Annotated in this window: 8 protein-coding genes; 1 reads left to right on the top strand and 7 read right to left on the bottom strand. The window is 35.0% G+C overall.

The genetic code is table 11. From position 1 onward, the window contains the following. The 5 genes from B2O97_RS15415 to B2O97_RS15395 form a co-directional block, all read right to left on the bottom strand. On the bottom strand, positions 1–1925 hold a 1925-nt coding region (locus B2O97_RS15415), incomplete at its 3' end, for a DUF262 domain-containing protein (protein ID WP_286767654.1). After that, positions 1915–3336: a DUF262 domain-containing protein gene (locus tag B2O97_RS15410; RefSeq protein WP_286709331.1), complete on the bottom strand. Its 1422-nt coding sequence runs from the start codon at positions 3334–3336 to the stop codon at positions 1915–1917. The genes B2O97_RS15410 and B2O97_RS15415, both read right to left, overlap by 11 nt. Before the next feature lie 142 nt (positions 3337–3478). Continuing rightward, on the bottom strand, positions 3479–4699 hold the full coding sequence (locus B2O97_RS15405) for a restriction endonuclease subunit S (RefSeq protein WP_286709332.1): 1221 nt from the start codon (positions 4697–4699) through the stop codon (positions 3479–3481). Positions 4700–4704: 5 nt separating this feature from the next. Beyond that, positions 4705–7140, bottom strand: a complete 2436-nt coding sequence (locus B2O97_RS15400) for a type I restriction-modification system subunit M (RefSeq protein WP_286709333.1) — start codon at positions 7138–7140, stop codon at positions 4705–4707. Positions 7141–7306: 166 nt separating this feature from the next. Continuing rightward, a complete protein-coding gene (locus B2O97_RS15395) occupies positions 7307–8431 on the bottom strand; it encodes a DUF7017 domain-containing protein (protein WP_286767653.1) in 1125 nt (374 codons plus the stop codon). A 137-nt stretch (positions 8432–8568) separates the two neighbouring features. On the opposite strand from B2O97_RS15395, the gene B2O97_RS15390 reads away from it, so the two are divergent. Further along, positions 8569–9744 (top strand): IS4 family transposase, encoded by a 1176-nt coding sequence (locus tag B2O97_RS15390; protein ID WP_286767652.1) that lies wholly within the window; start codon positions 8569–8571, stop codon positions 9742–9744. Between the two features lie 72 nt (positions 9745–9816). On the opposite strand, the gene B2O97_RS15385 is transcribed toward B2O97_RS15390, so the two are convergent. Next, positions 9817–10167 carry a hypothetical protein gene (locus B2O97_RS15385; RefSeq protein ID WP_286767651.1) on the bottom strand — a complete coding sequence of 117 codons (351 nt, stop codon included), beginning with the start codon at positions 10165–10167 and terminating at the stop codon, positions 9817–9819. Further along, positions 10148–10383: hypothetical protein (locus tag B2O97_RS15380; RefSeq protein WP_286767650.1), on the bottom strand; the 236-nt coding region annotated here is incomplete at its 5' end. The genes B2O97_RS15385 and B2O97_RS15380, both read right to left, overlap by 20 nt.

The following is a 10383-nucleotide window of genomic DNA, read 5'->3' as shown; positions in this document are numbered from 1 at the left end:
CTAAACAAACGGGCGCAGCTTAGTTCTTTTTTAGCTTGAGGCAAATAATTACTTAATTTTGAATTATTGCTATGAGATATTAAACATAAATTTCCAATACAATTTAATATATTTTCATCTTCTAACTTTTCTCCGCTAATTGGATTTTGAGGATAATAGTGCTCTACTGAACTTCTGAAAGAAAATGCGAAATCTTTATATTCATCCTTTTTATTCACCCATAAGAGATAATCAATGTAATTGAAAATTAAATTGTTTCTTACTTTCCCATAGGATAGTAAACTGTCATCAAAATCTGCTTCTAAATTTTCTAAGTCATTCAAAAGTATTTTATCATATCCTACTTCTTGATTTTTATTTAAAAATCTAAATTTCAAAAACTTCTTTGCAATTTTAATTAAGCTTTCTTTATATGTAATTGAATCTATATTAGTTGGATTTTCTAATGAAGCTATGTTCTTTTCAAAATCATAAGATTTATGAAGAAACATTAACACTTCTAACAACCAATACTTATAGACTAATGTTGGTGTGGATACATGAAACATTGATAACAATAATATGAGTTCGTCATTTATTGATTTTTCATGGTAAGTATTGATATAATTATAAGATTCTTTATCTCGTATTCCATCTATTTTAGGATAGAATTTCAATGCTTCTAATGTCCAAAAATCCTCACCTGGTAAATATTTTCTTTTCAAAACATAATGATCAAGTAAAAATTTGGTCTTTAATAACATATAGCCAAAATCAAGTACAAATCGCGATTTATCGGCAGAATTATCTAGTGCTTTTTTAAAAAAGCTCAAAAGTCTTTTGTCATCCAAACTTATCTCGGAACTATCAGATAGCATCAATTTTAAAACATGTAATAGAAAATTTTCAAAATTGATTACAGGCTGATATTGATTTGAATCAGATTCGTTAACTATTTCCTCATTTTGAAAAGAGTCAATTTTATGCTTTAATGATAATTCATCATTTGTATCAATGATTTCATCAAAATTTAGTCCTACAGTAACTTGTTCAATATCACTATTATCATTTGATAATAATCTGTATAATTCATCACTTGATGTTGGTATAAACTGAAACCATCGATCGCCAAATACCGCTGTTCTGTATTTTTTTGGAAATAATAATTGAACGTAGTTCTCCATTTGTGAACATGCATCCCAGATTAAATGAAAAGACTTTCTAAGCTTTGAAGAATTATCCAATCCATTTAGCTCATTCATCATTCGAGCTTTAAGAATTTCGTGTTTTTCTAATTGCTCGCCTCGAGAATTCATTATTTCAAAATAATGATTCAAATCTGTGTCTAATGGAACTTGAACACGAATAATAATTACTTTTTGAAATAGATAATCTATGAAACCTTGAAAGGATTTATTTTGTAATTGAATCTCTTTTGTATCTGAAGAAAACGATTCTAACAACTTTAACAACTGTGCTTTTACGATAGCGATTCCATTGATAATGTTCTCGTTGAATTCTGGAAAATTGGGTTGTGCTGTACCATTGTTATAAATATATTCAATTGTCTTAACCGATATACTGCGAGATTCAAAACTAATATTTGTCTTTAATTGTTTATCATAACCTGTGATGTCATGTTGTTCTCGTTTTAATTCGCGCAGCGCGCACATTATTAAGTTAAACGTTGTAAGCCTTTGCTGTCCATCAATTGTTTCATAAAAAAATGATTGATTTTCTCGTCGCACATTGACAACTAAAGTACCTATGTAATAATTTTTACTTGATTCTTCGAGGTAATAATCCTTTATATCTTCTATAAGTTGAATAATCTGTTTGTCTTCCCATTCGTAATTACGCTGATAAATAGGAATTAAATAAGCATCGTCTCCTAAGAATAATTCTCCTATGCTTAGATTTACAAGTTCACTTTGATTAGTTTGCATAGTAATTATTTTCTTTAAAAAATTTCACAATTCGCTTGTCCATTCTTCTTGAATTTGAATTTTCAAAATCAATAACCTTCTGTAAACTCGGTACATTTAAAAATGCAGCTTTAATCACTTCTTTAGGTTGAAAAGCATTTTTAACGATTAAAAACAAATTGTTATTAAGTACATATTTATCAATACTATCAAAACCTATTCGTTGGAACTCAAAACGAAGAAAGTAACACCAAACAAATGCTTTTTCTATAAACGCTTCAATTTCTGCTGAGCCAAATTTATCGATATAGTAAATCGTTATACATTCAAACAAATCTTTTAAATAGGACTCTCCATCACGGTAACTATAATCATTTCTATAGACGATTTTCACAAGATATTCGGCCCTTGTACAATCACTATCCAAAGTACTTATAGGTTTTAAATAGTCCTTTTTAAATCGTTCATTTATTCCTAAATAATAATGGATGTACTCAAAAAACCTACGCCCATTTATCATTAATTGATCTATCTGAAACGGAAAGTTCATTTTTTGTTTATCTATTTTCCGTTCAATGTTGGCGTTGTATCCATCTACTAAGTGATGAGCAATTTGTAAACTTTTTACGTAAGGATATTCTTCAATCTTACTAATGCTAATTCCTTTAAATCCTTCTATTTGTTCTTTTCTAAAATAGCGAGACGAACGGCTATTACTCCATCCTTTTATCCTGAACAAATATTCAGAAAACAACTCATGTAATTTCGCTGTTGAATACTTTTCCCATTGATCTATGAATTCGTGTTGGATACTTTTTTCACTTGGATCAAACTCTCTTAAATGGAAAGCTTTTAATAAATCATGAGGATATAGATCTTTACCTCGAGAATTTTGTGAATCAAAGAATTGAAATGCTTCGGTTTCGTCATAAATAAAGAAAACGACTACTTGAAAGTTTTTTATAAATTGAACAATGGTTTGATCATCAAAATGCTGAATGGCACGTTGAATCGTTTTGTAATTCGAATTTATATTTTCAATAGATACCTTGTGTCGAAAAGTAATCGGTACTTTTTTTAAGCAATTATATGTAGCATTTACAAACTCCTTCGTATGATTTTGATATCTTGGATTATCACTTACTTGCTTTTGTAGCGCATAAATCAATATTCTCAAGGTCAAATAGCGTTGTTGACCATCAACTATGTCATAAGATATACGTTCTACTCCATTTTCATTTATGTTATTTATATGAATAACGATAGTACCTATACGATAATGACTTTTGTGTCGAAACGTATGTATATCATCTACTAATTGTAGCACATTTTTAGAAGTCCATTTATAAGGTCTTTGGTATTCGGGTATACGTATTGCTTCTATACTCAAAAAGTCTTCTATGGATTTTATTTCGGCTATATTATCTTTCATTTAAAAAATTTTATTTAGAAAACTTAAACCTATAGCCACGCTGATAACTCTTGATTTCGAAAACGTTAATTCCAGCATTTACGATTTCGGCTATAGTATAAAGATTAGTGCCAAGTTTTTTCATTTCATAAATATTTTTTATCTACACCAACCTCGTTTTCCCCGTCAAGAGCTCCTGCATCATGCCTTGTTTGATGTGGCGAGCTTTGCCCAATTGCTGCTCCAAAGCCTCGATCTCGGCATCCATATCCGATAAAATTGTTGCTATACGCTCCTGCTCGGAAAGGGATTTGGGAAGTTTTATTTTTAATGTTCCTAAATTACCTCTAGAGATTCTTTTATGTGTTGTACCACCAACTTGTTCAATAACATCTTTAAACCAGTTTTCAGTTGATAAACTATATAACAGAAATCTTCTGTCATATTTCGATTCATTGGGTCTGAATATAGTAACGTCAACCGATGTAACAGATTTATAATCTTCAGTTTTTGGAAACAAACAAACACGACCAGCAGGTTCGGCTAATCGACAAATAAGTAAATCTCCCTCTGACAATTCCTTACATTTTAACTCTGAAAATGATTTTTCAGAGATGTATTTTTTATTTGATTTATTTAAGAATTTACCAACTCCAATATTTCCTGTTTGAACTAGTCTTATACCTTCATCCTTGATATGTTCAGATTCAATCCAATCTCCATCATTAAATAAGTCTCTCTTGCAATCTGCAATTTCAAAAATTGACCTTTCTTCCCAGTCTTCTTTAGGAGTAAGCAAAGTTTGCATGGCACCTTGTTTGATGAGGCGTTTTTTGGTGATGATTTGCTCCAATTTTTCGATCCACGCATCGGCATCACTCAAAGCATTTGCAATGGCTTCTTGCTCGGCTAAGGGTGGTAGCGGGATTTGAATTTTTCTTATAATTTCTTGGTTCAAATTTGGTTGACCACCTTGTGTATATGTAGATAAAATCCATTCTTTTTTATAATCTAAAAAATTTTTTAAAAAGATGTTGTTTGATTTTGAGACATCATTTTTAATTGCCAATACTGCTTGATTGATTGCTCCAACAATCTTAGAAATTGCAATAACTCCTGCTGTAGCACCATACATAGCTATTAGTAAAGTGTTTTCCTCAACTAATTTTGAGGCAGAATTTTGCAGACCTTTTTCACTTATAAATGAATCAGTATATCTTATGATATTTTTATTCAATTCACCAGAACTAATCCAAGGTATATTACCATTATAATATTCACTAATACTAGAGTTTGGAGTTCCACCTGAATAAGTATCACAAAAATCACCTAATTCTTTCACCTCCCAATCCTCAGGGATTAAGCCAATTTCTGTTTGTTTCATATCCTTTACCATGATAAGCCCATTTGTTTCAGGTGAGACAATACTTTATTCGAGGCTTCGAGAACCTCAGCCTCCAAGCTTGGTAAAGTAACCGCGTAGCGTTCGGCTAAGGCTTTTATGCGACCCGTTAGGTTTTGGCTAATTTTTTCTTGCTCTTGCGTTAAGGCTTGTGCCAAAGCGCCTTGCCATTTGCGGTGGATCACCAATTGTTTTACATCAGCTTCGCTAAGCGTTGGGTATTTAGCTAAGACTTTGGCTTCCAGTTCTGTATTCAATTTTTTAATCTCGGCATTGGCTTTTTTAATGGCATCCGCCTGAGCAATGTATTCTTTTAAAACGCTCATTTCGGCCCCACTCCATGCACGCGTTTTATCTTTTATTAGCTTAGCAACTTCGGTTGAATTTACTTTTTCCAAATCGGCAAATAAACCTTCTTCGCTGCTTTGTTCTTCTTCTATTTCGGTTAAACGTGCTTGTGCTGTTTCTACCACATTTTCTTGTTCGGCAATCGCTTGTTTTTCGGCTTCAAAATAAGTTTCAATCAACAAATCAGGTGAAATCATTCGTCCTGCAATTCCTGCCAAACCTGCAATTTCTTTATCGGCTTTGGTTTTTCCGTTTTTATCGGGCTTGCCTTTTACCACCAAACGCTCGTATTCGGCACCGGCTTTCCATCTGTCCATCGCTACCGTGTACACATCGTCTTGCATGGTTTCGTTCCAATACTGCATCAAATGTTGGTACAAATCGTAGGTATCAATCAAACGCGTATCGGTCATCGTCCCAAACAAAGCGGCGGTACTTTCGGTAATCACTTCCTTCGGATGCGCTCCTTCGCTTAGGTTTTCCCATTGCGCTTTTTGTTGGTTCAACCATTGCTCGTAAGCCGTTTGTATCGTTTGGTTGTACGCCACAAATTCGGGATGCGTAAAAATACCTTGTTTCAATTCGTTTGGTGCTACTTTCAACGCCACATAACCCGGACGTAAAGTTTCAAACAAATCGTTTTTCAACCCTGGGAACACTTGCCAATAGGCTTCCAATCCCGCCATATCGGCTTCGGGAATACCACCCAACAAATGTGCTTCTATGTTTTGTATATCTTCGGCTTCCTGCGTATCGATATAACGCGGAATGTTTAAGTTGTAATCGTTCTTGGCATCGGCAATTTCACTCATCGACACCATACGGCTATATTTCGGTACTTCCAACTGCGCTGAAAATACATCCGTTATTTTACGAATATCCTGCTCACGCAAACGGTTTTTGTTGCCATCTTTCACAAAGCCTTTGCTCGCATCGATCATAAAAATCCCTTTGCGGTGCTCGGCATGTTCCTTGTCCAACACAATAATACAAGCCGGAATACCCGTACCGTAAAACAAGTTGGCAGGTAAACCAATAATCCCTTTGATGTAGCCTTTCTTCAAGATGTTTTTACGGATTTCGCCCTCGGCATTTCCACGGAACAAAACCCCATGCGGTAATACCACAGCGGCTTTACCTGTTGCTTTTAACGATTTTATGATGTGCAACAAAAAGGCATAATCGCCATTTTTCTCCGGTGGCACTCCCAATTCGAAGCGACCAAATTCATCGCTATCCACACTCACACCATTGCTCCAACTTTTTAACGAAAACGGCGGATTGGCTACCACGTAATCAAAACGCTTTAAGCTACCATCGGTTTCCTTGTACGCCGGACGCGTTAAGGTATTGTCTGCGACAATTTCGGCCGTTGGGCTATTGTGCAGAATCATATTCATCTTCGCCAAGTTGGCGGTTGTCGTTTCTTTTTCTTGTCCGTAAAGGGTAATGTTTTTCCCCGATTCATTGGCTACTTTCAATAAGAGCGATCCAGAACCACAAGTTGGGTCATAGGCCGTGGTTTGATTCGAGGAATTGGCTGGCGAAATACCAATCACCTTAGCCAATACACGCGATACTTCGGCAGGCGTATAGAACTGACCTTTTGATTTACCCGATTCTGTCGCAAAGTGACGCATCAAATATTCGTAGGCATCGCCCAAGATATCATCGCCTTCGGCAGAATTTTTCGCAAAATCCAAACTCGGATCGTTGAAAATGCGCACCAAGTTCGAGACCGTATCCACCAAATCCTTTCCTTTTCCTAATTTGTTTTCGTCGTTAAAATCAGGGAAATCAGTCAGTTTATTGGCTTCCTTAATCGGGTTTAAAATTTGCTTATTGATTTTATCGCCAATTTCTGGATTTCCAATCAAATCCACCATATCGTCAAAGGTTGCACCATCAGGAACGGTAATCGCCCCAAAGGGATCGTCTTTGTATTTATCAGAAATGTACTTCACGAACAACATCGTAAGCACATAATCTTTGTATTGCGAGGCGTCCATGCCTCCACGTAATTCGTCACAAGATGCCCACAACGAGCTATATAATTCGGATTTTTTAATGGCCATTTACCTAATAATGATACAGTTAACAATCTTTCGTTTCGTGCTTTAAAATAGTTTATTTTAGTGGATTAAGCAATAGGAAAAACAGGTAATTCTAATTAAAAATCACCTTATTATCCTTCATTATACCTTTCGTATAAGAGCTAATAACTTATTACAATAAATCTACCTATACTACCACATCAATAGCACGCCAGCCCCAGGAACTTTTTTTCTTATTAAAAGACAATATTGACTTCAATTGAATGTTGCTACCATCTTTGATATTGTGATGATTTATAAAAGACTTATCAACAAAAACATCATCTACAAATCCAAAGCCAGCAGGACTAACACGTATTATTCCTGAAACAATTTTTAACACTTCACTCATAGACGTGTGATCTTTACGAGCTGTCAACAATTTATACATGGACTCCTTAATATGCTGCATTCGAACTTGATACAGCTCTCCTATCTTAGGATTTTTCAATGTAAAATCATATTTAAAAAATCCGCTTTTCGTTTTGTCTTTAATAAAATTGACAATTCTCTTTTCAGAGTTTACAAACTCCACCACAATAAGTTCTTCTGGATCATGTTTGAATAATAAGTCAGTGGCTTTGTTTTGGTGCTTTTGATAAAGTGCCACATTATTTTTTAAAGCATGAGTATCTTTATACCAAGAAGTATTCTGCCAAGCTATTATTTGGTTTGGTAATTTAGCTCCTGATTGATTTTTTACCTTTACAATAGCTTCAATTTCCGTTTTAGCCTCTGCAAAAAGCTGTTTTCCGACTAATAAATCAGCAAACAACTGTCTTATTCTTACCAAAAATTCATCTGGAGTCCGAAGAGACAAGGCCTTACAATAGCAACTAAAAACAATATCTGGTTCATCCTTGTATATCTCCGCCATCAACTGCCAAACCCAAAAGTCATTTTTCTTTTGCTTAGCAAAAGGTATAAATGTTTGCATTACCTCACTACTACCTTGAGCCAATAACAATTTAGCTTTAAAAAAACTTGGATAGACATAAGAAGGATTATCAGAAATAATCTTATCCAATTTTGGCATAAACTGTTGTACTTTATGCAAATAGGCATCATAATCCATATACGCCCTATTTGGATTTGATTGCATCAATAGAGCCTTAGCATAAGCTATATAAACTTGTTCGGCCAAAGCCATGATGTTTCGATTGTTGAAAGTAGTTTCTTTATAATCCTCAGGTAAAAGGTTTTTTAGTCCCCACCAATCAATTATATCTAAATAATCTCTGCTATCTTTAAATGCCTTATGAAGTGCTCCCAATAGCACAGTATAAGTCTTTGATGGTTTTGCAAATTGATAATCTTTAATAACACTTGCGTCCTAAACGTTTAAAAAGTGGCGGTGATTGGATATAGCAAAGTTGCTATATTTAAATTGCAAAATTATAACACACCGCCATGATAAATTTAAATGTTTTTAGTCAGATTTTATCTCTTATCGACCGCGAATTATTCAAAGATTTGGTTTCAAAGCACAAAAGTGACAAACATCAGAAAGGGATCAACAGCTGGACGCATCTAGTCAGTATGCTTTTCTGTCATTTTTCCTCGGCAGATTCGGTTCGTGATATTAGTAACGGTCTACGCAGTACCACTGGTAATCTGAACCACTTAGGTGTAGTAAGAGCTCCAAGTAAGTCTAATATATCCTATATCAACACACACCGTACCCATGAACTTTTCAAAGATCTTTACTATTCTGTTTTGGATAGGCTTTGGCAAAAGGACACCCATTTTCGCAAAGATCTTGGTCAGCTAAAGCGTAAAGTATATCTGATGGATGCAAGCATCATCCCCTTATGTCTATCTGTATTTGACTGGGCAAAGTTTCGCAGCACCAAAGGTGCCGTAAAGCTGCACACTGTCTTGGATTATGATGGCTGCCTACCTGTTTTTATGCAGATTACCGATGGAAAAGTACATGAGAGCCAGCGAGCCGGTAGTTACAGTTTTTCCAAGGGAAGCGTGGTGGTAGTGGACCGTGGCTACGTGGATTACAGCTGGCTTGGGGATTTGGACAGCAGGGGGTGTTACTTCGTTACCAGGAGTAAAGTTAATATGAAGTACAAGGTTATCAAGTCCTATCAGAGTGAAGCACTCATGGAAAAGGGGATCCTTAAGGATGAGCTCATTGAGCTATCCGGTGCTGCCTGCAATAAATACAACGGCAAGCCGCTACGCCTAGTCCACTTTTGGGACAGCACCACTGGCAATGAGTACCACTTTTTGACCAATAATACGAAGTGGAAGGCTTCTTTGGTGGCAAACATCTATAAACAACGCTGGCATATCGAAGTCTTCTTCAAGCATCTAAAGCAGCGCTTAAAAGTATCGACATTCATAGGGACTTCTGAAAATGCAGTGATGATCCAGATCTGGACTTCACTCATTGGCATATTACTGTTAAAATACTTACAAAAAAAGGCCAAATATGACTGGAACCTGTCCAATCTGGTCGCATTCATCAGAATGAATATCTTCGTGAAAATAAACATCTGGCAATGGATAGATGATCCCTTTATCAGGCCGCCTATAAAAGGAAAAAAGGGACAGCTAAAGATCTTCGCAGATTGAAAAATAGGGGTCAATATCGAAATGATGAAAAAAGCTATGCCTGTACCACAGAAATCCAATCCTAAAATTTATTTAGGACAGATGTGCTTTAATAATATTAAATATTTGAAGGATAAAGTTATAGTTAACAGGCTGTTCATTAGCCATCATACGTATCACGGATGAAATAGGCCAAGTAACAGTTTCGAAAAACATAACTTCATCAGCAGGTAGTTCTAATTCGGCTATCTTAGTTAAATATTCTAAAAAACCATCTTTGTTAAGTGGCTCTGCATTTGACTTCAAGTAATCATAATAGACCCAAGATAATGCTCTTAGATTCCATATATTATTATTGTCCGTAGAATAATTATGCAACGCTAACGCTAAAGCTTCTTGGAGCTTCCCATTAGCTCTTAGTTCTTTAATCTCTTTGAAAGACATAATCTTGTTTTTTTAATTGATTAAAAGCTTCTTGAAGATCATTTAATAATACAAGACTATTGCACATTTTTTGTAAAGGCAATATTCTTCCAAAAAAACCTTTATCATTATAATCTATATCTAATATAGCTTTCTCTCTACCTCGAATAAAAGTAAATCGTTCTTTGTAGTTTAAATGTTGGATATCCTCAATATATGCTGCTCCCCTAAAACTAG

Source organism: Sphingobacterium sp. UBA865, from assembly GCF_002295765.1.
GTDB classification, from domain to species: Bacteria; Bacteroidota; Bacteroidia; order Sphingobacteriales; family Sphingobacteriaceae; genus Sphingobacterium; species Sphingobacterium multivorum.
This window is presented reverse-complemented; position numbering and strand designations above follow the sequence as displayed.